This is a genomic window from Pseudomonas sp. IPO3774, from assembly GCF_013386835.1.
Taxonomy (GTDB): domain Bacteria; phylum Pseudomonadota; class Gammaproteobacteria; order Pseudomonadales; family Pseudomonadaceae; genus Aquipseudomonas.
The window spans coordinates 121,756-146,374 of record NZ_JACAQY010000008.1 but is presented as its reverse complement, the minus strand read 5'-3'; the positions used below and the strand labels follow the sequence as shown (position 1 = coordinate 146,374).

The following is a 24,619-nucleotide window of genomic DNA, read 5'->3' as shown; positions in this document are numbered from 1 at the left end:
ATGCGGGCGCCGCGGTGTATCAGGAGGATCGAGGTGACGCTATCGCAGGCAAGCCAGCTCCCACAGAGAAGCCAGCTCGCACGATAAGAGGGGGGGGTTATGCGTAAGTATCGATCAACGTGCCGAGCATTTCGTCGGAAGCCTTGGCGACTTTGGCGCCCAGTTCAACCTGGAACTTGCCTTGGGCCATCTCGACCATGTTGCTCGCCGAGTTGCTGGCCTGATTGGCGTCTACCGAACGCAAACGATCATTTTGCGCGTCCGAAGGCTGGGAAGTGGCGGCGCTGGCAATCTTGCCGGCGGCCTGGTCGACACGGTTCTGCCCGGTCTGAATCGCGCTCAGTCCCGAGTAAAACGCACTGCTACCAGAGATTTCCATGGCGTGAACCTGCCTATAAGAGAATCGTGAACTGTTATTGAAGCAGACCTACCGGCAAAACGCCCGTCAAAAACACTAATGGCATAATGCCTTCGCGATAGGCAAAACTAGTCAAGCAGGTCCAGTTGCAAGTACGCGGCGACCGCTTCGGCGCTGGGATGCTTGAGCTTGGGCACCCTTCCCAGGCATGGCGCGGGGAGTCGTTCAGCCAGGGTCGCGAGGTTTTCTTCCAGACGAGAGGTCTTGGGGTCGATGATATTGGCCACCCAGCCCGCCAGCGGCAACCCGTCCCGGGCGATGGCTTCTGCGGTCAACAACGCGTGGCTGATACACCCCAGCCGTACACCCACCACCAGGATCACCGGCAGCTTCAGCGCCTGGGCCAGGTCCGACAAATTGTCCTGGTCCGCCAATGGCACACGCCAGCCGCCCGCACCTTCGATCAAGGTGAAGTCCGCCTGCTTGGCGAGAACGTGCTGCATGGGTTTCAACAACGACTGCACCGTCAGCGCCACGCCGGCTTCACGGGCCGCCAGATGCGGCGCGATGGCCGGCTCGAAGGCCACCGGGTTGACCTCGGCATAACTCAACGGCAACGAACACTCGGCCAGCAACGCCAGGGCGTCCGAATTGCGCAGGCCCTTGGGCGTCAGCTGGCACCCAGAGGCTACCGGCTTGCCCGCCGCCGTACTTTTGCCGGCTTGCCGCGCGGCATGCAGCAGGCCGGCAGCGACGGTGGTCTTGCCGACGTCGGTGTCGGTCCCCGTGATGAAGTAAGCGGCATTCATAGAGGTTTCTCCAGGACGGCGTACACCACTTGATAAGTTGCCGGCAGGCCCTGGGCCTGGCGGAACTGCTCGTAGGCTTGCACCAGTGCAACAATCCGCGCCCGGCCCGTCAACCCTCCTGGGCGCCCCGGGTTCAGATTGTGCGCACCCAACGCTTTCAGTTCGTGGGTCAGGCTGCGCACGTCGGGGTAATGCAGCACATGGGGGCGCTGCTCCAGGCTGCGCACCCGCAAACCACTGGCTGCGCACAGTTGCTCATAAGCACTGAACGGCCGGAAGCGGTTCACATGAACCATGCCATCCGCTGCGCGCCAGCTTTCGCGCAACTCATCCAGCGTACCCACGCAGAGGCTGGCAAACGCCAGCACGCCGCCGGGCTGCAATACGCGCTGCGCTTCGCTGAGCACTGCGGCGAAATCCGAGCACCACTGCACCGCCAAACTGGAGTAGATCAGCCCGCAACTGGCGTCCTGCAAGGGCAAGCGCTCGGCATCGCCAGCGATGAAATGTTGTGCACCGCCCAGCGGCCGGGCGTGTTTGAGCATGCCCTCGGCGATATCCAGGGCCAAACCCTGGCTACCCGCAAATGACTGGCCCAGCACACGACTGAAATAGCCCGTGCCACTGCCCAGGTCCAGCCAGCGTTGTGGAGAAAGACCTTCGGGCAAACGCCGCAACAGCTCGCTGCCCACCGCACGCTGCAACTCGGCAACGCTGTCGTAACTGGCGGCTGCGCGGGAAAAGGAGGCCGCTACCTGGCGTTTGTCTGGCAAGCCGCCGGGCAGCACATGGGACAAATCAGTCATCACCGCACTCATGCAAAAAAGCCTGGATGGCCCCCGCCACACCGTGGGGGTCCTCCAGTAGAAAAGCGTGACCGGCCTGTTCAATCAGGCCGATTTCAACGTCAGGCAACAAGGCGAACAACTCACTGGCCACTTCAGCCGGAACCAGCCCGTCCAGCCCGGCAAACAGATGCAACTGCGGCCCTTGAAAGTCGACCAGCGCCTGGCGGGTGTCCAATCGGCCCAACAGCTCCAGACCACTGAGCAAGGTCTGCGCGGAGGTTTTAGGGGCACCCGCCAGCAATAGCCGAGCAAGTGATCGGGGATCGCTGGAGCCCCGGGCGCAAAGCAGACTGAAGCGTTTTAACGTCGCAACCGGATCAAGGCGGCAACCGTTAAGAAACGCAATAAAATCCTCTTCGTGCATGCCATGGTCCCAGCGGGACCAGGCCACGAAGCTTGCGTTGCTGGCAAAGGTGAGCAAACCGCAACAATGATCACCGCGCCGGGCGGCCAACTCGGCAGCAAGCATGCCGCCGAGGGACCAACCACCCAGCCAGACGTCTTGGGGCAAGGTCGAATCCAGCTCATCGAGCCACTCTTGAAGGTCGTCCGACTCCACGTCCGGCAACGGTTCGATCTGCACCTGCAAGTGTTCATCCAGCCCCTGCAACGCCGCCGCCAACGGTTCCAGCGGCGAAACGCCGAGGCCCCAGCCAGGCAGCAATATCAGTCGATCACGCATGGTCGGGCTCCTGGCCTAACAAGCGGAAACACTCTTCCAATGCGCTTAACAATAGCTGCACCTGGGCGTTGCTGTGGGCCGCCGTCAGGGTCACCCGCAGGCGAGCGCTACCGGCAGGCACGGTCGGTGGCCGGATCGCCGTCACCATCAGCCCGCGCTCGCGCAGCATCTGCGACAAACGCACGGCGCGGGCACTGTCGCCAATCATGATCGGCTGGATCGGCGTGAAACTGTCCATCAGTTCCAGGCCAATCTGCTCGGCGCCCTGGCGGAACTGGCGGATCAGCCCATTGAGATGCTCACGGCGCCAATGCTCGGTGCGCAGCAATTCCAGGCTTTTCAGCGTGGCGCAGGCCAATGCCGGCGGTTGGCTGGTGGTGTAGATATACGGGCGGGCGAACTGGATCAGGCTTTCGATCAGCTCTTCTCTGCCCGCGACAAACGCGCCGGCGGTACCGAAAGCCTTGCCGAGGGTGCCGACCAGCACCGGCACATCTTCCTGGCTCAAGCCAAAATGCTCGACGATCCCACCACCGTTGGCTCCCAAAGGCCCGAAGCCATGGGCGTCGTCCACCATCAGCCACGCGCCCTTGGCTCGGGCTTCACGGGCCAGCGCCGGCAAGTCGGCCAGGTCACCGTCCATGCTGAACACGCCGTCGGTCACCACCAGCGTATTGCCGGTGGCTTTCTCCAGGCGCTTGGCCAGGCTTTCAGCATCGTTGTGCAGGTAACGATTGAAGCGCGCACCCGAGAGCAAACCAGCGTCCAGCAACGAGGCGTGGTTAAGGCGGTCTTCCAGCACCGTATCGCCCTGCCCCACCAGCGCGGTGACGGCGCCAAGGTTGGCCATGTAACCGGTGGTGAACAGCAGCGCCCGCGGGCGCCCGGTGAGGTCGGCCAGGGCCTCTTCCAGTTCATGGTGCGGCGTGCTGTGGCCGATCACCAGATGCGAAGCGCCGCCACCCACGCCCCAGCGAGCCGCGCCCGCGCGCCAGGCTTCAATCACTTGCGGGTGATTGGCCAGGCCCAGGTAATCGTTGTTGCAGAACGCCAGCAACGGCTGGCCATCGACCACCACGTCAGGGCCTTGCGGGCTCTGCAGCAGTGGACGTTGGCGATACAGGTGTTCGGCACGACGAGCCGCAAGACGCGCGGCGAGATCGAAAGACATGAGACCTCGGTAGATCAGGTTGAACGCAGTCAAAAATGTGGGAGCGGGCTTGCTCGCGAAAGCAGTGGATCAGTCAGCTTATGTATTGGCTGACACACCGCCTTCGCGAGCAAGCCCGCTCCCACATTTGGGTGGCATTCCAAAGTGGACTTATCAAACGGCCGCGTTATAGAACTGCTCGCTGCTCTTCTGCTCCACCAGCGCCTGCTCGATCGCCGCCTGGTGCACTTCATCGGCGTGCTCTTCACGAGCTTCCGGCAAGATGCCCAGGCGCGAGAACAGTTGCATGTCCTTGTCCGCCTGCGGGTTGGCAGTGGTCAGCAGCTTGTCGCCGTAGAAAATCGAGTTGGCGCCAGCAAAGAATGCCAGGGCCTGCATCTGCTCGTTCATCGCCTCACGCCCGGCCGACAGCCGCACATGGGACTGCGGCATCAGGATGCGCGCCACCGCCAGCATGCGGATGAAGTCGAACGGGTCGATGTCGTCGGCGTTTTCCAGCGGCGTGCCGGCAACTTTCACCAGCATGTTGATCGGCACCGATTCCGGATGCTCCGGCAGGTTGGCCAGTTGGATCAGCAGGTTGGCGCGATCGTCCAGGGACTCGCCCATGCCGAGGATGCCGCCGGAGCAGATCTTCATCCCCGAATCACGCACGTACGCCAGGGTTTGCAAGCGCTCGCCGTAGGTGCGGGTGGTGATGATCGAACCGTAGAACTCCGGCGACGTGTCGAGGTTGTGGTTGTAGTAATCGAGGCCGGCCTGGGCCAGGGCTTCGGTCTGGTCCTGGTCGAGACGGCCGAGGGTCATGCAGGTTTCCAGGCCCATGGCTTTCACGCCTTTGACCATCTCCAGCACGTAGGGCATGTCTTTGGCCGACGGATGCTTCCAGGCGGCGCCCATGCAGAAACGGGTCGAACCGATGGCCTTGGCGCGAGCGGCCTCTTCGAGGACCTTCTGCACTTCCATCAGCTTCTCTTTTTCCAGGCCCGTGTTGTAGTGGCCCGACTGCGGACAATATTTGCAATCTTCCGGGCAGGCGCCGGTCTTGATCGACAGCAGCGTGGAAACCTGGACGCGGTTGGCGTCGAAATGCGCGCGGTGCACGGTCTGCGCCTGGAACAACAGGTCGTTGAAGGGCTGTACGAACAGCGCTTTGACTTCGGCTAAAGACCAATCGTGACGCAGGTTGGCAGTGATGCTGGCGCTCATGGGCGATTCCTTGATTATGCTTTGGCAAGCCCTGTGGGAGTAATACCCACAGGTACGACACGGATGCTCGGCATATTTAAGGAAGATTCATGCACTGTCAACTTGAGAACAAACACGAGGTTTACATCTGGTTAAAAAGCAACCAAGCCTGTTTAATCTGCGATGAAAGCAGCGGAACGGCCGATCCTGTCTGCGGCGCCTGCGAAACCGAGCTGCCCTGGCTGATGGAACATTGCGAGGTGTGCGCACTGCCGTTGCCGGCGACGGGCCTGGTGTGCGGCCAGTGCTTGAAGCAACCTCAGGCGTTCAAGCAGGTCGTCGCGCCGTGGACCTACAGCTTCCCCATCGACAGCCTGATCAGCCGTTTCAAGCATCAGGCCCGCTGGCCGCTGGGGCATCTGCTTGCGCACCTGTTGGGACAATTCCTGCAACACCGCTATGAAGATGCCGCGCTGGCTCGCCCCGACTGCCTGCTGCCCGTGCCCCTGGCCCGCAAACGCCTGCGGGAACGGGGGTTCAACCAGGCGGCGATGCTCGCCCGCTGGCTGAGTGAGGACCTGAACATCCCCTGGGATGAGCACCTGCTGTCACGGCCGCGTGAAACCGTGGCGCAGCAAGACCTCGACGCCAGGACCCGCAAGCGCAACCTGCACCAGGCCTTCGCCCTGGCCGACGGCGCGCAAGTCAAAGGCCGGCACTTGGCGCTGATCGACGACGTACTGACCACCGGCGCCACCGCCAGCAGTCTCGCCCGCCTGTTGATGGATGCCGGCGCCCGACAGGTGGATGTGTATTGCCTGGCCCGTACGCCCAAGCCCGGCACATGACTTGACTCGCGGGCGCCCTGCCCGCAACGTCAGCCCATTCCATCGAAGCGTGTAACCATGTCCCTGCCAACCCTCTTGAGCCAACACATCGTCCGTCGCCCGCAGCGCATTGCACTGCTGCAACATATTGCCGAACAAGGCTCCATCACCCGCGCCGCAAAGAGTGCGGGGCTGAGCTACAAGGCGGCCTGGGACGCCATCGACGAACTGAACAACCTGGCGCAAAAGCCCCTGGTGGAACGCAGCGTCGGCGGCAAGGGCGGTGGCGGCGCCAGGTTGACGGCCGAGGGTGAGCGGGTATTACGCCTTTACCAACGCCTGCAGGTGTTGCAAGCCCAGGTGCTGGATTCCGCCGAAGACGCCAGCGACTTCAACCTGCTGGGCCGCCTGATGCTGCGCACCAGCGCACGTAACCAGTTGCACGGCCGGGTGATCGCCATCGACAGCCACGGCCGCAATGACCTGATTCGCCTGGAGCTGGCCGCTGGGCTGCGCCTGGATGCGCAGATCACCCACGACAGCACCTTGCGCCTGGAGCTGGAGATCGGCACCGAAGTCGTCGCCCTGATCAAGGCCGGCTGGCTTGAAGTACTGGCCGTCACGCAGGCAGCAACACCTGGACACAATTGCCTGGAAGGAAAAATCGAGGCCATTCTCGATGCCGAAGACGGCCCCAGCGAGGTGCGGATCACCTTGCCCAACGGCCAGGTTCTCTGCGCCCTGGCCCGGCCCGACGCGCTTGCGCAGATCCATGCCGCCGAAGGCCTGCAGGTGAAGGTGCAGTTCTCCCCCAGCAACGTGCTGCTGGGCACTCCGGTGTAGCGCTTCAAACTGCAACAATTTCGTCACGACTGCTCCCTAAGGTGGCTGCAAAAACCCGCAGGGAGCCTGAAATGAGCCTATTAGAAGAAAACCAAGCCACCGACCTGGAACAGATGGTCGGCCTCACCCGCCGGCGTTTTATCGGCGCCGGCGCCCTGTGCGGTGCCGCGATGTTCCTCGGCGGCAACCTGCTGACCCGCAGCGCCCTGGCGGTCAACGCCGCGTCGAACAGCCCATTGCTGGGTTTCACCAGCATCGCCTCGGCCACCAGCGACACCATCACCCTGCCGCCCGGCTACAGCGCTTCGGTACTGATCAGCTGGGGCCAGCCGCTGCACAAGAACGCGCCGGCCTTCGACCCCAGCGGCAACGGCACGGCCAAGGCCCAGGAACAGCAGTTCGGCGACAACAACGACGGCATGAGCCTGTTCGCCTTCCCCGGTGACGACAACCGCGCGCTGATGGCGATCAACAACGAATACACCAACTACCGCTACCTCTACGCCCACGGCGGCGCGCCGCAATCGGCCGAAGACGTGCGCAAGGCGTTGGCCAGCGAAGGCGTGTCGGTGATCGAAGTACGGCGCAAAGGCGACACCTGGCAGTTCGTCCAGGACTCGCGCTACAACCGGCGCATCCACGGCAACTCGCCAATCCGCTTCGGTGGCCCTGCGGCGGGCCATGCCTGGCTGAAAACCAGCGCCGACAAAACCGGCAAAAAAGTCCTTGGCACCTTCCAGAACTGCGCCAACGGCAAGACCCCGTGGGGCACGTATCTCACCTGCGAAGAGAACTTCACCGACTGCTTCGGCAGCAGCAACCCGCAACAGACCTTCGACGCCGGGCAGAAACGCTATGGCGTGGTGGCCGCCAGCAAAGACATCAACTGGCACCCCCACGACCCGCGCTTCGATATGGCCAAGAATCCCAACGAACTCAACCGCCATGGCTGGGTGGTGGAAATTGACCCGTTCGACCCGCAATCCACACCGGTCAAGCGCACCGCCCTCGGCCGCTTCAAGCATGAAAATGCTGCGCTGGCGGAAACCCGCGACGGCCGCGCCGTGGTGTACATGGGCGACGACGAGCGCGGCGAGTTCATCTACAAGTTCATCAGCCGCGACAAGATCAATCACAAGAATCCCAAGGCCAACAAGGACCTGCTGGACCACGGCACCTTGTACGTGGCGATCTTCGACGCGGGCGACGGCAATGCCGACCATCCCAAGGGCCAGGGCCAATGGGTCGAGCTGACCTACGGCAAGAACGGCATCGACGCCAACAGCGGTTTTGCCAGCCAGGCCGAAGTGCTGATCCACGCGCGCCTGGCCGCCAGCGTGGTGAAAGCCACCCGCATGGACCGCCCGGAATGGATCGTGGTCAGCCCCACCGACGGCCAGGTGTATTGCACCCTGACCAACAACGCCAAGCGCGGCGAAGACGGTCAGCCCGTCGGCGGCCCGAACCCGCGGGAGAAAAACGTCTACGGGCAGATCCTGCGCTGGAAGGCCAACGCCAATGACCATGGCGCGCCGGACTTCAGCTGGGACCTGTTTGTGGTGGCCGGCAACCCGGCGGTGCATGCCGGCACGCCAAAGGGCGGCTCATCCAACATCAACCCGCAGAACATGTTCAACAGCCCGGACGGCCTGGGCTTCGACAAGGCCGGGCGGTTGTGGATCCTCACCGATGGCGACTACAGCAACGGCGGCGACTTTGCCGGGATGGGCAATAACCAGATGCTGTGTGCCGACCCGTCGACCGGTGAAATTCGGCGGTTCATGGTGGGGCCGGTGGCCTGTGAAGTGACCGGGATCAGCTTCTCGCCGGACCAGAAAACCCTGTTTGTGGGGATTCAGCATCCGGGGGAAACCGGTGGCTCCACCTGGCCGGAGCATCTGCCGAATGGCAAGCCACGGTCCTCGGTGATGGCGATTCGTCGGGATGATGGCGGGATCGTCGGCGCCTGATAAGGCCTCTTCGCGAGCAAGCCCGCTCCCACACTTGACCGCATTCCAAAGCCAGGACTCGGTTTAATGTGGGAGCGGCGGTGCGACGATTCGACTTGCTCGCGAAGGCGTCAGAACAGTCACCACCTATCTCGACCCCGGTGCGTTACCATACCCGGCCGGACGCGGCGCCCTGCTGCGCGCAGGAGTTCGCATGGCACACCCGTTTGAAACACTGACCCCTGACCTGGTGCTCGACGCAGTCGAAAGCATCGGTTTCCTCAGCGACGCCCGCATCCTCGCGCTCAACAGCTACGAAAACCGTGTCTACCAGGTCGGCATCGAAGACTCCGAGCCCTTGATCGCCAAGTTCTATCGGCCGCAACGCTGGACCAACGAAGCGATCCTCGAAGAACACAGCTTCACCTTCGAACTGGCCGAGTGCGAAGTGCCGGTGGTGGCGCCGATGATTCACAACGGTGAAAGCCTGTTCGAGCACGCGGGTTTCCGCTTCACCCTGTTCCCGCGCCGTGGCGGACGCGCACCGGAGCCGGGCAACCTCGACCAGTTGTATCGCCTCGGCCAATTGCTCGGCCGCCTGCATGCGGTCGGTTCCACCCGCCCCTTCGAACACCGCGAAGCCCTGGGCGTGAAGAATTTCGGTCACGATTCCCTGAACACCCTGCTGGAAGGCAACTTCATTCCTCGCAGCCTGCTGCCAGCCTACGAGTCCGTGGCCCGCGACCTGCTCAAGCGTGTGGAGGAGGTCTACAAGGCCACGCCCCACAAGAACATCCGCATGCACGGCGATTGCCACCCCGGCAACATGATGTGCCGCGACGAGATGTTCCATATCGTCGACCTCGATGACTGCCGCATGGGCCCCGCCGTTCAGGACCTGTGGATGATGCTCGCCGGTGATCGTCAGGAATGCCTGGGGCAACTGTCGGAATTGATGGACGGCTACCAGGAATTCCACGACTTCGACCCGCGCGAACTGGCCCTGATCGAACCCCTGCGTGCCCTGCGCCTGATGCACTACAGCGCCTGGCTTGCACGGCGCTGGGACGACCCGGCGTTCCCCCACAGCTTTCCCTGGTTTGGCAGCGAACGTTACTGGGGCGACCAGGTGCTGGCGTTGCGTGAACAGTTGTCGGCGCTCAACGAAGAACCGCTGAAGCTGTTCTGATCCCTGCCGTCTGGGCCCTGACCTTGGGCCCTACACTTTCAACACACATCCGCTGACAAATATCCTTACAATCGCGGCTTTGTTAGCTGCCTAAGCAAGGATTCTGCATGCAAGCCGCCAACCCCCGTCGCGGGTACATATTGGGCCTGAGCGCCTACGTCATCTGGGGCCTGTTCCCGATCTACTTCAAGGCCATCGCCAGCGTTCCCGCCGCAGAAATCATCGTCAACCGCGTGCTGTGGTCGGCGCTGTTCGGCAGTCTGCTGCTGATAGTCTGGAAACACCCGGGCTGGCTCCGAGAACTGCGGGACAACCCCAGGCGCCTGGCGATCCTGGCCCTGAGCGGCACCTTGATCGCAGCCAACTGGCTGACCTACGTGTGGTCGGTGAACAGTGGCCGCATGCTGGAGGCCAGCCTGGGTTACTACATCAACCCGCTGGTGAACGTGCTGCTGGGCATGGTGATCCTCGGCGAGCGCCTGCGCCGCCTGCAATGGGTGGCCGTGGGCCTGGCAGCGGTAGGTGTGGCGCAACAGGTTTGGCAAGTCGGCAGCCTGCCGTGGGTATCCCTGGTCCTGGCGGCGACCTTTGGTTTCTACGGGTTGATCCGCAAGCAGGCGCCGGTCAAGGCATTGCCCGGGCTGGTGGTGGAAACCTGGATGCTGGTGCCGATTGCCATCGCATGGTTGCTGTTCAACCCCTCGGCCCACAGCGCACAGATGGAATTCTGGAGCACCTCCGAAGCGTGGTGGCTGGTGGCCGCAGGCCCGGTGACGCTGATCCCGCTGGTGTGTTTCAACGCCGCCGCACGGCATTTGCCCTACACCGCCCTGGGCTTCCTGCAATACGTGGCGCCCACCCTGGTGCTGCTGGAAGCCGTGCTGTTGTTCAACGAACACCTGGCACCCGCCACGCTGATCGCCTTCTGCTTTATCTGGGCCGGCCTAGTGGTTTACAGCATCGACGCCTGGATGACTGTGCGAAAAAACTGATCAAATAACGTACAAACCTCTGCAAGCCACGGCCGGTGTGGCTTGCAGGCATTCACCCCAAGGTTATCCACAGCCTGGTCCCCGGCGTTTGTGCACAAGCCCTTGAAACTGTTCGTTTTTTAGCCAGCTGGCGAAGAGCCACGGCCCGCCTGGGCCGGACGCGGGTCTCTACAGGTTATCCACAGGCCCATGCAAGATTTCCATGCATAACCTTGTGGGCAACTATTCCTCGCTGCGTAGTTCCAGTTCCACCATCAAGTCGTCGGCCAGGGTTTCCAGCGCCGCCTGCAAGGTTTCCAGCGGCAGCGTCAACGGCACCGCCAGCAAGGCTTCGGCGTGGAACAGCAGGTCGCTACTCATGGGCGCCGGGCGCACGTCGGTGATCAAGCGCTCCAGGTTGACACCCTGCTTGCTGAGCAGCGCGGTGATGTCGCGAACAATCCCCGGCCGGTCGTTACCGACCAGTTCCATCGCGATGGGTTGCGACTCGCTGGGGGCGAGCGAACTGCTTTCGCCCAGCAGCACGCGAATGCCGTGGGTGGACAAGTCTTCCAGCGCGCCAATCAAGTCCAGCCGATTTTCCGCCGGCACGCTCACCCGCAAAATCCCGGCAAACTGCCCGGCCATGTGCGCCATGCGGCTTTCCAGCCAGTTGCCGCCATGGGCGGCGATGCACTGGGCGATGCGTTCGACCACACCGGGTTTGTCCGGGGCGATGACAGTCAGTACGAGATGGTCCATGGTGTCGTCCTCTTCTTATGAAAATCAGGTAGGAACCAGGCGTTCCCCTCGTACCTACCAAGGTGGACTCAGGTAGCCACGAAAACAAATCGTGTACCATTTTTATATTTATATGGAACAATCCAATAGTTTTTTGAGAACATCCCGTACCCCACTGTGACCGTACGACCAAAGTGGGTCGCTAAACGACGTATTTAGTCTAATTTTCACAACCGCAACTCATCATGTAGTATGCCCAATCGCGCACTACATAACGTTAGGTCGATGTCTGCCAAGGCAACCACGCACCGCGACGCAGCCCGCCCAGCCGCCTTCTACGGCATGTACTGGTGCAGCGTGTTCACGGTTTACATGGCCAGAGGCTTCATTGGTAAATTGAAAAGCTGAAAAGCGCATAAGCTCCGCAGAGTGAGGCAAGCAATGACTGAACACGTTCAAGTCGGTGGCCTGCAGGTCGCCAAAGTCCTGTTCGACTTCGTGAACAACGAAGCCATTCCTGGTACCGGCATCACCGCCGACCAGTTCTGGGCCGGTGCCGACAAGGTCATCCACGACCTGGCGCCGAAGAACAAAGCCCTACTCGCCAAACGCGACGATTTTCAAGTGCGGATCGACACCTGGCACCAGGCGCACGCCGGCCAGGCCCACGACGCGGTGGCCTACAAAGCCTTCCTTCAAGATATCGGATACCTGCTGCCAGAAGCCGCGGATTTCCAGGCCTCGACCCAAAACGTCGATGAAGAAATTGCCCACATGGCCGGCCCGCAACTGGTGGTGCCGGTGATGAACGCCCGTTTCGCCCTCAACGCCTCGAATGCGCGCTGGGGTTCGCTGTATGACGCGCTCTATGGCACCGATGCCATCAGCGAAGCCGACGGCGCCGAGAAAGGCAAAGGCTACAACAAGGTGCGTGGCGACAAGGTCATCGCCTTCGCCCGCGCCTTCCTCGACGAAGCCGCACCACTGGCTGCCGGCAGCCATGTGGATTCCACCGGCTACAAGATCGTCGACGGCAAGCTCGTGGTCAGCCTCAAGGGCGGCAGCAACAGCGGCCTGCGCAGCGATGCCCAGTTGATCGGCTACCAGGGCGACGCAGCCAAGCCGACCGCCATCCTGCTGAAGCACAACGGCCTGCACTTCGAAATCCAGGTCGACGCCAGCACCCCGGTCGGCCAGACCGACGCCGCCGGCGTGAAAGACGTGCTGATGGAAGCCGCCCTGACCACCATCATGGACTGCGAAGACTCCGTCGCCGCCGTCGATGCCGATGACAAGGTGGTGATCTACCGCAACTGGCTCGGCCTGATGAAGGGCGACCTGTCGGAAGAAGTCGCCAAGGGTGGCAAGACCTTTACCCGCACCATGAACGCCGACCGCGTCTACACCGGTGCCGACGGCAAGGAAGTGACCCTGCACGGTCGTTCGCTGCTGTTCGTGCGTAACGTTGGCCACTTGATGACCATCGACGCGATCCTCGACAAGGATGGCAACGAAGTGCCGGAAGGCATTCTCGATGGCCTGCTCACCAGCCTGTCGGCGATCCACAGCCTTAACGGCAACACCCGCCGCAAGAACAGCCGCACCGGTTCGGTGTACATCGTTAAACCGAAAATGCACGGCCCGGAAGAAGCCGCGTTCACCAACGAGCTGTTCGGTCGCATCGAAGACGTGCTGAAGCTGCCGCGCAACACCCTCAAAGTCGGGATCATGGACGAGGAGCGCCGTACCACGGTCAACCTCAAGGCCTGCATCAAGGCGGCCAGCGAGCGCGTGGTGTTTATCAACACCGGCTTCCTCGACCGTACCGGCGACGAGATCCACACCTCCATGGAAGCCGGCGCGATGGTGCGCAAGGCCGCCATGAAGGCCGAGAAGTGGATCGGCGCCTACGAAAACTGGAACGTGGACATCGGTTTGAGCACCGGCCTGCAAGGCCGCGCACAAATCGGTAAAGGCATGTGGGCGATGCCCGACCTGATGGCCGCCATGCTGGAGCAGAAGATTGCTCACCCGCTGGCCGGCGCCAACACTGCGTGGGTTCCTTCGCCGACGGCGGCTGCGCTGCATGCGCTGCACTACCACAAGGTTGACGTGTTCGCCCGCCAGGCCGAACTGGCCAAGCGCGAACGTGCTTCGGTAGACGATATCCTGACCATTCCCCTGGCCCAGAATACCGATTGGTCCGACGAAGAAATCCGCAACGAGCTGGACAACAACGCCCAGGGCATCCTCGGTTACGTGGTGCGCTGGATCGACCAGGGCGTGGGTTGCTCGAAAGTCCCGGACATCAACGACGTCGGCCTGATGGAAGACCGCGCCACCCTGCGTATCTCCAGCCAGCACATTGCCAACTGGTTGCGCCACGGCATCGTCAATGAAGCCCAGGTGATGGAAAGCCTCAAGCGCATGGCGCCGGTGGTGGACCGTCAGAACGCCGGGGATGCGCTGTACCGCCCGCTGGCTCCGGATTTCGACAGCAACATCGCGTTCCAGGCAGCGGTGGAGTTGGTGATTGAAGGGACCAAGCAACCGAACGGCTATACCGAGCCGGTGTTGCACCGTCGGCGTCGGGAGTTCAAGGCCAAGAATGGTCTGTGAGTAAGCGCTAGAAACGAAAAAGCCCTGACCTATCGATCAGGGCTTTTTTGTTTGGGATGTCAATCGGACTCAACGGTGTAGTTCCCATTAAGCGTGACCGTTCCTCCGTCCGATTCAAACGTTACGTTTGTAAGTTTCCCGATGTGCTTGAAGGTAGTACCGGACTCCGGACGATCGACCAGCACATTGAGGTCACCCAGCACAGGCTGATGGTATGAATGGCCGTCGGCATCGCGGTAGGTGACATTAAGAAGTGGAGCTTGCCGATGATGCGGCCCGGCTTTCAAGTCGCTTCCGTAGTAGATACGAACACTCTCAACTGCACCGTCCAAAGCGCTCCAGGAGAGATAGCCAAAGACGTCTGTAGGCACAAATACATGACTCAAGGTGCCATCTCGCGAAACTTCAATACGAGCATCACCACTGCTTAAAGTCTTGGCCTTGTGCAGTTCTTTCTCATCGATATTGAATTTTTCAGTACTCATGATGAACTCCTGTCCACAAATTGATTAGGTGCAGGCCTGCGACCCACCCCCTCCTAATCAGTAAACATGCGAAGTTCGATACTTTCCTACTGTCAGAATTGACAGTTCTTCGCGAAATCAGACCAATGGCACCGTCTAGGACGCCATCCCCAACTCCCGCTTCACCATCTTCGCCAGCTTCACGCTATCAATCGGCTTGAGCAAAAAGTCCACCACGCTCAAGTGCATCGCATCAATCACATCCGGCGCTTCGGCGTCACCCGACATGATGATGATCGGCAGCGCCGCCCGGGTGGATTCGCGCACCTGGCGAATCAATTGCAGCCCGTTGCTCGGCGTCATGCGCAGGTCGGTGATCAGCAAGCCGATGGAGCTGCTGGAACTCAACAAGTCCCATGCAGCCTCGCCGCTGTCGGCGGTCATGCAACGAATGCCGTCCAGGCCAAGAATTTCTGCCAACAGTTCGCGCGCGTCCTTGTCGTCATCCACGATCAAAACCCGTTGTGGCGGCAAATCCGGCTCCTGCATAACAGCACTCAGGGCCTCGCGCTCGGCATCACTCAAAATATCGTGGTCGGACATACGTTTCTCGGCAGTTCTATTCAATCTCCCAGCACAGAAGTCAGACATCGCCGGAAGGGCGAACAATGTGCACTTCGTCGGAAAGTTTGCCTAGTGGGCGTTCTACGGGGTTTGGACGATATTCATGTAAGGTTTTTCCCTAGTCGTGGAAGGCATAACGCTACCTAGACTTACGTCCAATGGGCACCCGCAGCGCAGGAGTCGACCATGGGGCACGATAACGACAAAAAACTGCGGTCATAGGTATGAGTAAAGCTGATGCTTTCACACAAGCGGGGAAAAACGCTGTGTTGCAGAACATCCACGGCACCCTGCAATTCCTGCAACGCTTCCCGCCGTTCAACCAAATGGAAAACGCCCACCTGGGATTTCTGGTAGAGCAGTGTCAATTGCGCTTCTACGGCCCCGGCGAGAGCATCCTCAAGCCCTCGGGCGGGCCGGTGGAACACTTCTATATCGTCAAGCAGGGGCGCGTAGTCGGCGAGCGGCCGGACTCGACAGAAACCACCTTTGAAATCACCACCGGTGAATGTTTTCCGCTGGCGGCGCTGCTGGGGGAGCGGGCCACCCGTACCGAGCACAAAGCCGCCGAAGACACCTTCTGCCTGCAACTGAACAAGCCGGCCTTTATCAAGCTGTTCGCCCTTTCCAGCGCGTTTCGCGACTTTGCCTTGCGCGGCGTGAGCAGCTTGCTGGACCAGGTCAACCAGCAAGTCCAGCAAAAGGCCGTGGAAACCCTCGGCACCCAATATTCGCTGAACACCCGCCTGGGCGAATTGGCCATGCGTCACCCGGTCACCTGCAGCCCGCTGACGCCGCTGCGTGAAGCGGTCACGCAAATGCACGAGCAACAAGTGGGCAGCATTGTGATCGTGGATGAGCACAAGGCGCCCCTGGGGATTTTCACCCTGCGGGACCTGCGCCAGGTGGTGGCCGACGGCACCAGTGATTTCAACCAGGGCATCGAGCGCCATATGACCCAGGCGCCGTTTTTCCTCACGCCGGACCACAGCGCCTTCGACGCGGCGATTGCGATGACCGAACGGCATATCGCCCACGTGTGCCTGGTCAAGGATCAGCGCCTGTGTGGCGTGGTGTCCGAGCGTGACCTGTTTTCCCTGCAGCGGGTTGACCTGGTGCACCTGGCGCGCACCATCCGCAATGCACCCAGGGTCGAAAACCTGGTGGCGATTCGCGGCGAAATCGGCCAGTTGGTGGAGCGCATGCTCGCCCACGGCGCGTCGTCTACGCAGATCACCCACATCATCACCTTGCTCAACGATCACACGGTGTGCCGTGTCATCGAGTTGACCCTGGCCGATAAAGGCGACCCGGGCGTGCCATTCAGCTGGCTGTGTTTCGGCAGCGAGGGCCGCCGCGAGCAGACGCTGTATACCGACCAGGACAACGGCATCCTGTTTGAAGCCCGGGACGCCGCCGAAGCCGCCGAGATTCGCGGGCGCCTGCTGCCGCTGGCACAACAGATCAACCAGAGCCTGGCGCTGTGCGGCTTCAGCCTGTGCAAGGGCAATATCATGGCCGGTAACCCGGAGCTGTGCCTGTCCCGGGCGGAATGGGCGCGGCGCTTTGCCGGGTTTATCCGTGAGGCGACGCCGGAGAATCTGCTGGGTTCGAGCATCTATTTTGATTTGCGGGTGGTGTGGGGCGATGAGCAAGGGTGCGAGCAATTGCGCCAGGGCATTCTCGACCAGGTGGCAGACAACCGTTTGTTCCAGCGCATGCTGGCCGAGAACGCGTTGCGCCAGCGCCCGCCGGTAGGGCGCTTCCGGGATTTTGTGTTGACGCGCAAAGGCGCCGACAAGGCAACCCTTGACCTCAAGGTGCAAGGCCTCACGCCATTTGTCGACGGCGCCCGGCTGCTGGCATTGGCCAACGGCATCAGCGCCATCAACACCCTGGAGCGCTTGCGCCAACTGGTGGCCAGGGAAGTCATCGAACGCCTTGATGGCGCCGCCTATGAAGAGGCCTATCACTTCATCCAGCAAACCCGCATGCAACAACACCAACTGCAAACCCGCGAGAACCTGCCCTACTCCAACCGCGTCGATCCCGACAGCCTCAACCACCTCGACCGGCGCATCCTGCGCGAATCCCTGCGCCAGGCCCAACGCCTGCAAGGCAGCCTGACGTTGCGGTATCAGCTGTGAACTGGTTTGGCTGGTTGCGCAAACCCAAACCTGGCCTGGATGCGGCGCAACAACGGCGCGTCGAACAATTGCCCACACCTGGGGAGCTGGGGGACGGATCGCTGCGGGCCCAGCGCTGGGTGGTGGTGGACCTGGAAACCAGCGGCCTGAACCTCAATCGTGACCAGGTGCTTTCGATTGGCGCCGTGGTGATCGAGGACGGCGCAGTGGACTTCTCGCAATTGTTCGAACGCACCCTGCACCGGGCCGAGACCAAGCTCAACCCCAGCGTGCTGATCCATGGCCTGGGGCCCAGCGCCATTGCGGCGGGCAGTGACCCGGCAGAAGCGCTGATGGACTTCATGGAGTTTGTCGGCGACAGCCCGCTGCTGGCGTTTCATGCGCCCTTCGATCAACACATGCTGTGCCGGGCACTCAAGGACAGCCTGGGCTATCGCTTGAACCACCCGTTCCTGGACGTGGCCGACATCGCCCCGCTGCTGTGCCCCGACGCCAACATCCGCGAAGCCGGGCTGGATGACTGGATCACGCATTTCAAGCTGCAAGTGGGCGAGCGTCACCATGCCAGTGCGGATGCGTTGGCAACGGCGGAACTGATGCTGATTTTGTTCAGCCGCGCACGGCAGCAGCAGATCGACAGCCCGCACGCGTTACAACAGCGCCTGGGCCAATGGAAACGCCGCAAGCAAGCCCCCTCATTCTAATGGTGGCGAGGGAGCTTGCTCCCGCTGGGGTGCGAAGCGCCCCCAAATCAGCCAACCCATTTCCAACTGAATAAATGCACTGCCTGGATTACGACTGCTGCGCAGCCGAGCGGGAGCAAGGTCCCTCGCCACAGTAAGCGGCATCACCATGATAGATAGCATTACGCCGCCGCCCGACCAACGCCAATTGCACCCGCCTTACACCTCTGCCACAATCGCGAATAATTCTCGTTAGTTTAAACTTTCCGATCGGTGTCGCCTTGTCGTCAATCCAAAGTCCCCACAGTGAGCTTGTTGGCGCGTTGTACCGCGACCATCGCAGCTGGCTGTTGGCGTGGCTGCGACGCAACGTGGCCTGCCCCAGCCGCGCCGAAGACCTCAGCCAGGACACCTTCATGCGCCTGCTGGGCCGTGAAGAACTGCGTGAACCCCGCGAGCCGCGGGCGTTCCTGGTGGCCATCGCCAAGGGCCTGCTGTTCGATTATTTCCGCCGCGCCGCGCTGGAACAGGCTTACCTCACCGAACTGATGCTGATCCCGGAAAGCGAGCACCCGTCCCCGGAAGAACAGCAACTGATCCTCGAAGACCTCAAGGCCATCGACCGCCTGCTGGGCAAACTCTCGAGCAAGGCCCGCGCGGCCTTCCTCTACAACCGCCTCGACGGCATGGGCCACGCCGAAATCGCCCAGCGCCTGGGGGTTTCCGTGCCGCGGGTGCGGCAATACCTGGCCCAGGGTATCCGCCAGTGCTACATCGCCCTGTATGGCGAGCCGCTGTGAGCCCGGTCAGTTCCAAGCCGGTGTCGGCGCGGGTGCTCGACGCGGCCATTGCCTGGCAACTGTCCCTCGGTTCGGGCGACGGCAGCGCCGTGGAGCAGGAAGAATTCGCCAAATGGCTGGCCAGCAACGAAGAACACGCCCGCGCCTGGCGCCAGTTGGGCATGCTCGATCAGCGTTTCAGTGTGGCCTCGGGCCCGGCCCGTGCGGCATTGCTGCAGTCGCGCGAAGGCATTCGCCGCCGCGTGCGCAAGCTCGGCAGCGGCCTGGCCAGTGTGGTGCTGGTGTGCGGCCTGGCATTGTTCGTCGGCCAGCGATACGTGCCGCTCAACTATTGGCTGGCAGACCAGCGCACCGCCACCGGTGAACAGCGCACCCTGAAGCTGGCGGATGGCACCGTGATCAACCTCAACACCCACAGCGCCATTGACGTGCGCTTTGACGAGAAACGTCGGCTGATCGTATTGCAGGAAGGCGAGATCCTTGTCGAAACCGGCCACAGCGACGCCCGCCCGTTTTTTGTCGAAACCCGCGAAGGCAGCCTGCGCGCCCTGGGCACACGGTTTATCGTCAAGCGCGAGGAAGATGGCACCCGCCTCAGCGTGTTGCAGTCTGCCGTCGGCGCACAGCCTGAAGCGCTGCATCAAGAGCAGATCTTCAAGGAAGGCCAGCAAGTGCTGATGCGCCGCGACAGCCTCGGCCCGATGCTTGCCGTCAGCCCCGGCACCGACGCCTGGACGCGCGGCATGCTGGTGGTGGACAACGCGCGGCTCGGCGATGTGGTTGCCGAACTGAGCCGCTACCGCACCGGTTACCTGGGTGTGGATAAACAGGTGGCCGACCTGCGGATTACCGGCAGCTTTCCGTTGCACGACACCAACCTGGCACTGAACGCGCTGCTGCCGACCTTGCCGGTGCAGATTCAACAACACACGCCGTGGTGGGTGACGGTGGCGCCCAAGCCGTAGGCTCCTGTGGTGCATAGGCCATTGTCATCGCAGGCAAGCCAGCTCCCACAGGTGGAATGCGTTCCCCTGTGGGAGCTGACTTGCCTGCGATGAGGCCCTCAAAAACAGCACTCACCCACTAATAGAAATTATTTTCATCGAGCCCTATCACTTTTTGCATCTCGCTCGGCACATAGGCAATTGAGAAATATTTCCATTCAGGAGCCGCCCTATGTCCCGCACGCTAGACACCTTGTTGCGCCCCAGCCTGTTGGCCGTGGCCATTGCCCTCAGCGCCCCGCTGGCCAGCACCCAGTTGCTCGCCGCCGAACAAGCGTCCAGTGTGCGCGCCTACAATCTGCCGGCAGCGTCGCTGGCCACCACCCTGAACCAGATCGCCAGCCAGGCCGGTTTGGCGCTGACGCTGAACCCGGGGTTGGCAGCGGGCAAGACTTCCGCGCCGGTAAAAGGGCAATTCGATGCACAAGGCGCATTGCGTGAAGCGTTGCGCGGGACCGGGCTGCAACTGGAGCAAAGCAGTGCAGGCACGTTCAGCCTGGTAGCGATCCCGGATGGGGTCGTGGCATTGCCGGAGACCAGCATTACCGGCCAGGCCGACGCGGAAAGCGCATGGGGGCCGGTTGATGGTTACCTGGCGACCCGCACCGCTGCCGGCACCAAGACCGATACCGCACTGGTCGAAGCCCCGCGTTCGATCTCCGTCGCCACTCGCCAGCAAATGCAGGACCGCAACGTCCAGAACCTGGATGACGCCGTCAAATACATGCCCGGTATCGTGTCCGCCAGCTACGGCAGTGACACCCGCTACGACTGGATGCGTGTACGCGGCTTCGAACCCACCCAGTTCCTCGACGGATTGCCGCTGCCACGCGGCGTGTATGCCAACCCGAAAGCCGAAACCTGGAACCTCGACCGCCTTGCGCTGCTGCGTGGGCCGGCCTCGTCGGTCTACGGCCAGACGCCACCGGGTGGCCTGCTGGATATGGTCAGCCGCCGCCCCAGCGCTGAATCGAGCAATGCCATCCAGGTGCAGTACGGCAGCGACAACTACCGCCAGATCAACTTCGCCAGCACCGGCAAGATCGATGATGAAGGCCAGTTTCTCTACGGCCTCAGCGGTGTGGTGCGCGACGCCGGCACCCAGGTCGATCACATCGACAACAAGCGCTACAACATCGCGCCCAGCCTGACCTGGAATATTGATACCGACACCAAGCTGACGTTCCTGTCGCAGTTCACCCGCGACGATACCGGCGCCACCAGTCAGTTCCTGCCCATTGTCGGCACCAAGATCAAATCGCCGCTGGGGGACATCTCTCATCACAAGAACCTCGGCGACCCGGACTACGAGTACTACGACCGCACCTACTACGCGCTGGGCTACGCCTTCGAGCATCGCTTCAACGATACCTGGCAGTTCAAGCAGAACCTGCGTTACACCAAGTCGGAGCTGGCTTTCCAGCAACTGACCGTGGGTTCCTACGGTTACTCGACCATTGATGCCGAGGGCAATACCAGCCGCGGGTCGACCAACGTCGACGAAAACATCGGCCAGTTCGCCGTCGACAACAATTTCCAGGCTGACTTCGCCACCGGTGATATCACCCACACGCTGTTGCTCGGCCTGGATCACCAGCGCACCGACACCTCGTACCTGTCGATCTTCGGTGACGGCGGCACAGTCAACCTCTACAACCCCGTCAACACCAAGCCGGTGGTGCGTCCGGCGCGCTCCACCGCTTATTACGACTACAACCAGAAAACCATCCAGACTGGCCTTTACGCCCAGGACCAGATGGCCCTGGACAAGTGGCGCCTGACCCTCGGCGGGCGTGAAGACTGGGTGCACCAAGGCACCACCTACTTCAACAAAAACGATGCAACCAATACCGACCGCAGCAAGAACTTCAGTGGCAACGCCGCGCTGAGCTATGTGTTCGATTCGGGCTTCGTTCCGTACCTCTCCTACGCCGAATCGTTCCAGCCAGCGAGTAACGCCAGCGTCTCGCCAACCGAGTCGTACAAACCCACCGAGGGCAAGCAATGGGAGCTGGGGGTCAAGTACCAGCCACCCGGCTCAAATACCCTGCTGAGCGCTGCGGTCTATGACCTGACCCAAAAGAACGTGCTGGTTACCAGCTTCGGTGCCGGTGGCCAGTCGATCACCGACCAGACCGGCGAAGTGAAGGTCAAGGGCCTGGAATTGGAAGCCGTCTCTGACGTGACCGAGAACCTTAAGGTCATCGCGGCATACACCCTGGCCAAATCCGAAGTGCAAAAAGGCCAATACAAAGGCAACCGCCTGCAACTGATGCCAAACCAGCAAGCCTCACTGTGGACCGACTACACCTGGCACGCCGGTGTGCTCGACGGTTTCGGCATTGGCGCGGGTGCCCGCTACACCGGCAACACCTATGGCGACCAGGGCAACACCTGGCTGGGCAAGGCCAATGCCTACACCGTGTTCGATGCCTCCGTGCATTACGACCTCGGCCGCCTGGACAACAGCCTCAAGGGGGCTTCGGTGAAACTGAATGCCACCAACCTGTTCGACAAGGACTACATTTCCACCTGCGATGCTTCCTACTGCTACTACGGCGACCAACGCAGCGTCGTCGCCAGTGCCACCTACCAGTGGTAATCGGCTGAGTTAACAACCGGGCCGCCCCCGTGGGCGGCTTCGGTGTGTCTGAAGGCTAAAAATGAAAAGCAAAACCATCCGCCGCTGGTCCTTCATCCACACCTGGACCAGCCTCGTCTGCACCGTATTCCTGCTGCTGCTCGCCCTCACCGGCCTGCCGTTGATCTTCCACCACGAGATCGACCACCTGCTGGGCAACGAACCCGAGCTGGCACAGATGCCCGCCGATACCCCACAGCTGAACCTCGAACAACTGGTGGCCAAGGCCCAGGCCCATCGCCCCGGCGAAGCCATGCAATACCTGGCCTGGGACGAAGACGACAAGAACGGCGTGATCGCGATCATGGCCGCCACCGCCGGCACCGAACCCAATTCCTCCCACACCTTCATGCTCGACGCCCGCACCGGCGAAGCCCTGGAAACGCCTTCGGCCAACGGCGGGCTGACGATGTTCCTGCTGCGCCTGCACGTCGATATGTTCGCCGGGCTGCCGGGCAAGTTGCTGCTGGCGTTCATGGGCATTCTGTTTGTGCTGGCGATCATCTCCGGCACGGTGTTGTACCTGCCGTTCATGCGCCGGCTGAAATTCGCCACCGTGCGCCAGGACAAATCCACGCGCCTGCGCTGGCTCGACCTGCACAACCTGATCGGCGTGGTCACCCTGACCTGGGCGCTGGTAGTGGGCGTGACCGGCGTGATCAGCGCCTGCGCCGACCTGATCATCGCCGCGTGGCGCACCGACAGCCTCAGCGCAATGATCGAGCCTTACAAAAACGCCCCGCCGCTGACCCTGCGCGCCCCCGCCACCGACCTGCTGACGATTGCCGCCAAGGCCGCGCCCGGGATGGAGCCGGACTTTATCGCGTTCCCCGGCACGCGTTTCTCCAGCGAGCATCACTACGCGGTGTTCATGAAAGGCAGCACCCACCTGACTTCACACCTGCTGACGCCGGTATTGATCGACGCCAGCAACCTGCACGTCACCGCCATCGCCGAACGGCCGTGGTACATGGACGCCATGGGCATGTCCCAGCCGCTGCACTTCGGTGACTACGGCGGCATGCCGATGAAGATCCTGTGGGCGGTGCTGGATGTGCTGACCATCATCGTCCTGGGCAGTGGCGTGTACCTGTGGCTGGTGCGGCGCAAGGCGGCCAAGTCATGAAGCCGAGGCAATCGAGTTTCTGGAAGGTATTCGGCATTCCGCTGGCCATCGGGTTGTTGAGTGCTGCCGGATTGTTTGCGGCATTGTTGGGGGACGGCTTGTGGGATTCGCTGAGCTGGGTGGGGCTGGGCATTCCGGCCGCCATAGGTAGCTGGGCGTTGCTCAAGCGTTGAGATAGATTAGCGCTGCCCTTTTCCGAGGAATGCCCATGTCCACCCCCAGCATGACGTTGTTCCACAACCCGGCCTCGCCGTTTGTGCGCAAAGTACGGGTGTTGTTGCACGAGACCGGTCAACTGGACCGCGTGACCTTGCACGCCTGCGTGCCGACGCCGGTCAAGCCCGACGCCGATGTAATCCTGGACAACGCGCTGGGCAAGATCCCCGCCCTGCGCCTGGCCGACGGCAATGCGCTGCACGACAGCCGGGTGATCCTCGATTACCTCGACTACCAACACACCGGGACTCCACTGATCCCCCGGAACGGCCCGGCCCGCTGGCGGCGCCTGACCCTGGCCTCGACCGCCGACGGCATCATGGATGCCGCCGTACTGGTGCGTTATGAAACCGCCATGCGCCCCGAGGAAAAACATTGGGACCTGTGGCTGGAAGGCCAGCGCGACAAGATCCGCCGCGCCCTCGACATGCTCGAACAGGACGCCATCGCCGAACTGGCCGGACCGTTTGACGTGGCCGCGATCAGCGTGGCGTGTGCACTGGCTTACCTGGACTTCCGCCACCCGGACATGCAGTGGCGGTCGAGCCATCCGAAGCTGGCGGCGTGGTATGCCGAGGTGAGTCAGCGGCCGTCGATGCTCCAGACCCAGCCACCGGCCTAACCTGCTGCAAGGACCCCTCTGTGGCGAGGGAGCTTGCTCCCGCTGGAGTGCGAAGCGCTCCCAGGATTTTTGGGGCCGCTGCGCAGCCCAGCGGGAG

Annotated in this window: 23 protein-coding genes; 14 read left to right on the top strand and 9 right to left on the bottom strand. The window is 62.0% G+C overall.

Annotation, left to right across the window (positions count from 1 at the left end):
• Nucleotides 1-97: 97 nt before the first annotated feature.
• The 6 genes from HYE77_RS04275 to bioB all read right to left on the bottom strand — a co-directional run bounded on the left by HYE77_RS04275 (nucleotide 98) and on the right by bioB (nucleotide 5,077).
• Entirely contained in the window at nucleotides 98-379 is a 282-nt protein-coding gene (locus HYE77_RS04275; protein ID WP_008434375.1) for a hypothetical protein, read from the bottom strand.
• Between the two features lie 107 nt (nucleotides 380-486).
• Complete coding sequence (bioD, locus tag HYE77_RS04270; RefSeq protein ID WP_008434374.1) at nucleotides 487-1,167, bottom strand: dethiobiotin synthase; 681 nt, start codon at nucleotides 1,165-1,167, stop codon at nucleotides 487-489.
• The gene (bioC, locus tag HYE77_RS04265; RefSeq protein WP_177068448.1) at nucleotides 1,164-1,973 is read right to left on the bottom strand and encodes a malonyl-ACP O-methyltransferase BioC; all 810 of its coding nucleotides are present in this window, start codon (nucleotides 1,971-1,973) and stop codon (nucleotides 1,164-1,166) included. The genes bioD and bioC overlap by 4 nt, the downstream gene beginning before the upstream one ends.
• Nucleotides 1,966-2,697, bottom strand: coding sequence for an alpha/beta fold hydrolase (locus tag HYE77_RS04260; RefSeq protein ID WP_003211068.1), 732 nt, complete (start codon nucleotides 2,695-2,697; stop codon nucleotides 1,966-1,968). Before HYE77_RS04260 ends, bioC begins: the two co-directional genes overlap by 8 nt.
• Nucleotides 2,690-3,868: an 8-amino-7-oxononanoate synthase gene (bioF, locus tag HYE77_RS04255; protein ID WP_177068447.1), complete on the bottom strand. Its 1,179-nt coding sequence runs from the start codon at nucleotides 3,866-3,868 to the stop codon at nucleotides 2,690-2,692. Before bioF ends, HYE77_RS04260 begins: the two co-directional genes overlap by 8 nt.
• Before the next feature lie 153 nt (nucleotides 3,869-4,021).
• Nucleotides 4,022-5,077: a biotin synthase BioB gene (bioB, locus tag HYE77_RS04250; RefSeq protein ID WP_003211072.1), complete on the bottom strand. Its 1,056-nt coding sequence runs from the start codon at nucleotides 5,075-5,077 to the stop codon at nucleotides 4,022-4,024.
• Nucleotides 5,078-5,166: 89 nt separating this feature from the next.
• On the opposite strand from bioB, the gene HYE77_RS04245 reads away from it, so the two are divergent.
• From HYE77_RS04245 to rarD, 5 genes are all read left to right on the top strand, one after another.
• Nucleotides 5,167-5,904, top strand: coding sequence for a ComF family protein (locus HYE77_RS04245; protein WP_177068446.1), 738 nt, complete (start codon nucleotides 5,167-5,169; stop codon nucleotides 5,902-5,904).
• Nucleotides 5,905-5,961: 57 nt separating this feature from the next.
• On the top strand, nucleotides 5,962-6,726 hold the full coding sequence (locus HYE77_RS04240) for a TOBE domain-containing protein (RefSeq protein WP_003211075.1): 765 nt from the start codon (nucleotides 5,962-5,964) through the stop codon (nucleotides 6,724-6,726).
• A gap of 71 nt (nucleotides 6,727-6,797) precedes the next feature.
• A complete protein-coding gene (locus HYE77_RS04235; RefSeq protein ID WP_102604392.1) occupies nucleotides 6,798-8,696 on the top strand; it encodes a PhoX family phosphatase in 1,899 nt (632 codons plus the stop codon).
• A 193-nt stretch (nucleotides 8,697-8,889) separates the two neighbouring features.
• On the top strand, nucleotides 8,890-9,864 hold the full coding sequence (locus HYE77_RS04230; RefSeq protein ID WP_003211077.1) for a serine/threonine protein kinase: 975 nt from the start codon (nucleotides 8,890-8,892) through the stop codon (nucleotides 9,862-9,864).
• 107 nt (nucleotides 9,865-9,971) lie between these two features.
• Nucleotides 9,972-10,856 (top strand): EamA family transporter RarD, encoded by an 885-nt coding sequence (gene rarD / locus HYE77_RS04225; RefSeq protein WP_003211079.1) that lies wholly within the window; start codon nucleotides 9,972-9,974, stop codon nucleotides 10,854-10,856.
• A 222-nt stretch (nucleotides 10,857-11,078) separates the two neighbouring features.
• Here the strand turns inward: rarD and HYE77_RS04220 are convergent, their stop codons facing one another.
• Entirely contained in the window at nucleotides 11,079-11,597 is a 519-nt protein-coding gene (locus HYE77_RS04220) for a glycine cleavage system protein R (RefSeq protein ID WP_003211081.1), read from the bottom strand.
• A 420-nt stretch (nucleotides 11,598-12,017) separates the two neighbouring features.
• Here HYE77_RS04220 and HYE77_RS04215 point away from each other — a divergent pair, with 420 nt between their 5' ends.
• Nucleotides 12,018-14,195: a malate synthase G gene (locus HYE77_RS04215; RefSeq protein ID WP_087694745.1), complete on the top strand. Its 2,178-nt coding sequence runs from the start codon at nucleotides 12,018-12,020 to the stop codon at nucleotides 14,193-14,195.
• 59 nt (nucleotides 14,196-14,254) lie between these two features.
• On the opposite strand, the gene HYE77_RS04210 is transcribed toward HYE77_RS04215, so the two are convergent.
• Both HYE77_RS04210 and HYE77_RS04205 read right to left on the bottom strand, forming a co-directional pair.
• On the bottom strand, nucleotides 14,255-14,680 hold the full coding sequence (locus tag HYE77_RS04210; protein WP_177041262.1) for a hypothetical protein: 426 nt from the start codon (nucleotides 14,678-14,680) through the stop codon (nucleotides 14,255-14,257).
• A 135-nt stretch (nucleotides 14,681-14,815) separates the two neighbouring features.
• Complete coding sequence (locus tag HYE77_RS04205) at nucleotides 14,816-15,262, bottom strand: response regulator (RefSeq protein ID WP_003211086.1); 447 nt, start codon at nucleotides 15,260-15,262, stop codon at nucleotides 14,816-14,818.
• A gap of 245 nt (nucleotides 15,263-15,507) precedes the next feature.
• Here HYE77_RS04205 and HYE77_RS04200 point away from each other — a divergent pair, with 245 nt between their 5' ends.
• From HYE77_RS04200 to HYE77_RS04165, 8 genes are all read left to right on the top strand, one after another.
• Nucleotides 15,508-17,430, top strand: coding sequence for a putative nucleotidyltransferase substrate binding domain-containing protein (locus HYE77_RS04200; protein ID WP_177068445.1), 1,923 nt, complete (start codon nucleotides 15,508-15,510; stop codon nucleotides 17,428-17,430).
• Nucleotides 17,427-18,134: a 3'-5' exonuclease gene (locus HYE77_RS04195; RefSeq protein ID WP_177022302.1), complete on the top strand. Its 708-nt coding sequence runs from the start codon at nucleotides 17,427-17,429 to the stop codon at nucleotides 18,132-18,134. Before HYE77_RS04200 ends, HYE77_RS04195 begins: the two co-directional genes overlap by 4 nt.
• Before the next feature lie 260 nt (nucleotides 18,135-18,394).
• Nucleotides 18,395-18,913: an RNA polymerase sigma factor gene (locus HYE77_RS04190; protein ID WP_010167452.1), complete on the top strand. Its 519-nt coding sequence runs from the start codon at nucleotides 18,395-18,397 to the stop codon at nucleotides 18,911-18,913.
• On the top strand, nucleotides 18,910-19,878 hold the full coding sequence (locus HYE77_RS04185; protein ID WP_008434354.1) for a FecR domain-containing protein: 969 nt from the start codon (nucleotides 18,910-18,912) through the stop codon (nucleotides 19,876-19,878). The genes HYE77_RS04190 and HYE77_RS04185 overlap by 4 nt, the downstream gene beginning before the upstream one ends.
• A 211-nt stretch (nucleotides 19,879-20,089) precedes the next feature.
• Nucleotides 20,090-22,519 carry a TonB-dependent siderophore receptor gene (locus HYE77_RS04180; RefSeq protein WP_177022303.1) on the top strand — a complete coding sequence of 810 codons (2,430 nt, stop codon included), beginning with the start codon at nucleotides 20,090-20,092 and terminating at the stop codon, nucleotides 22,517-22,519.
• A 61-nt stretch (nucleotides 22,520-22,580) separates the two neighbouring features.
• Nucleotides 22,581-23,684, top strand: a complete 1,104-nt coding sequence (locus HYE77_RS04175) for a PepSY domain-containing protein (protein WP_177035256.1) — start codon at nucleotides 22,581-22,583, stop codon at nucleotides 23,682-23,684.
• Complete coding sequence (locus HYE77_RS04170; RefSeq protein ID WP_003209216.1) at nucleotides 23,681-23,857, top strand: hypothetical protein; 177 nt, start codon at nucleotides 23,681-23,683, stop codon at nucleotides 23,855-23,857. The genes HYE77_RS04175 and HYE77_RS04170 overlap by 4 nt, the downstream gene beginning before the upstream one ends.
• A gap of 35 nt (nucleotides 23,858-23,892) precedes the next feature.
• On the top strand, nucleotides 23,893-24,522 hold the full coding sequence (locus tag HYE77_RS04165) for a glutathione S-transferase (protein ID WP_003209214.1): 630 nt from the start codon (nucleotides 23,893-23,895) through the stop codon (nucleotides 24,520-24,522).
• Nucleotides 24,523-24,619 lie beyond the last annotated feature (97 nt).